Origin of the sequence: Caldisalinibacter kiritimatiensis, from assembly GCF_000387765.1 — a bacterium.
GTDB classification, from domain to species: Bacteria; Bacillota; Clostridia; order Tissierellales; family Caldisalinibacteraceae; genus Caldisalinibacter; species Caldisalinibacter kiritimatiensis.
In genome coordinates, this window is the sequence record NZ_ARZA01000061.1 from 1 (window position 1) to 1,301 (window position 1,301).

Consider the following 1,301-nt stretch of genomic DNA (forward strand, 5'->3'; position numbering starts at 1 on the left):
AATTTAATTCCTTTATCTATTATTATACCTTATATAATACCTATTTACCATATTCTGTTATGTCCGATATATAAAATTTAATTACATGCAATAAAATAAGTGGGATGAGTTCCCACTTATTTTTAAATATTTAAATAATCATAAACACTTGTAATACCATTAAATTTAAAGTTTTTAATGCAGTCAATTAGTTTTATTCTTAGCTCTTGATAACAATCTTCATCGAATTCACCGTTTATATAACTATTTTTATATATTATTGGGTTAAATATTATTAATAGTTGCTCTAAAGCTTTTTCATTACCTTTTTTAGCTGATTGAAAAAGTTCTTTTATTAATTTGTCATCCATGTTGTCATACCTCCTAAGCTAGTATATATGAGAACTTATTAGTTATTAATATTTTTGTTAGCAATTAGTTCCATCATATGTATTAATGTATTATTCAATACATCAAGCTTTCTTTCTACTCTAATAAGTAGAAATGCTGCAACAAATGTTTGAAATCCAAATTGAGATATAAAGGTTTGAAATTCTTTCATAAAATCACGCCCCTATAGCCCTTTTGATATTTTTAATAGCAGCATTTTTAGTTTTATTAACCGATTGAATACTAATTTTAAGATTATTTGCAACTGTTTTTTCATCTAAATCTAGTATTATACAGTCATATAAAATTTCTTTTTGCCTATTTGTTAACTTATTAATTTCTTTTAATATTTTCTTATTTTGTACAACAGCATTAAAGTCTATTGTTCCGTTGGGATTTTTTATTGGTTCTAAGAAATCTATGCTAGTATCTTCTATGGTGTTGATACGTTCTTCTTGGTAATCTTCATCAATAATATTTAATGTCATTTTTTCTTTATCTTTTATCTTTTTTCTTTGAATCTTGATTTTATATGATGTAAATTTTATTGATTTACTTATATAACTAAATAAATATATTCTGAAAATATAATTATTGAATCTTTCTTCTAGCTCTTGAAGAGCTTCTTTGTTTTTCATTATTACTGCTTTATAATATAATTCTTTGTTCTCTCTATTTTCATTTAAGAATTTTTTTAATATTTTATGCACATTATCCCCTCCTAGCAACTCATATACATATTATACCATTTCCAGAACATATGTTCTATGCTTTGTAAAAAATATATTTTAATTAAATACTGTTACTACTATTGTATTTATTATATAAGAACGCTTTTTGTATCAATTTATCAACCATTTTATGTAAAAATTTTTTTTATTTTTTTGACTTATAGTTGATTTTTTTATGTCTAAATTGTTCTTATATAGTGT

3 protein-coding genes are annotated in these 1,301 nt (G+C 22.8%); all 3 read right to left on the minus strand.

What is annotated here, in order from left to right:
• Positions 1-122 precede the first annotated feature (122 nt).
• The 3 genes from L21TH_RS02535 to L21TH_RS02540 are packed head-to-tail and all read right to left on the minus strand — an operon-like array spanning position 123 to position 1,079.
• Positions 123-350 (minus strand): helix-turn-helix domain-containing protein, encoded by a 228-nt coding sequence (locus L21TH_RS02535; RefSeq protein ID WP_006308318.1) that lies wholly within the window; start codon positions 348-350, stop codon positions 123-125.
• A 38-nt stretch (positions 351-388) separates the two neighbouring features.
• Positions 389-541: a YvrJ family protein gene (locus L21TH_RS14000; RefSeq protein WP_006308323.1), complete on the minus strand. Its 153-nt coding sequence runs from the start codon at positions 539-541 to the stop codon at positions 389-391.
• A 4-nt stretch (positions 542-545) separates the two neighbouring features.
• On the minus strand, positions 546-1,079 hold the full coding sequence (locus L21TH_RS02540; RefSeq protein ID WP_006308325.1) for a hypothetical protein: 534 nt from the start codon (positions 1,077-1,079) through the stop codon (positions 546-548).
• Between the last annotated feature and the right edge of the window lie 222 nt (positions 1,080-1,301).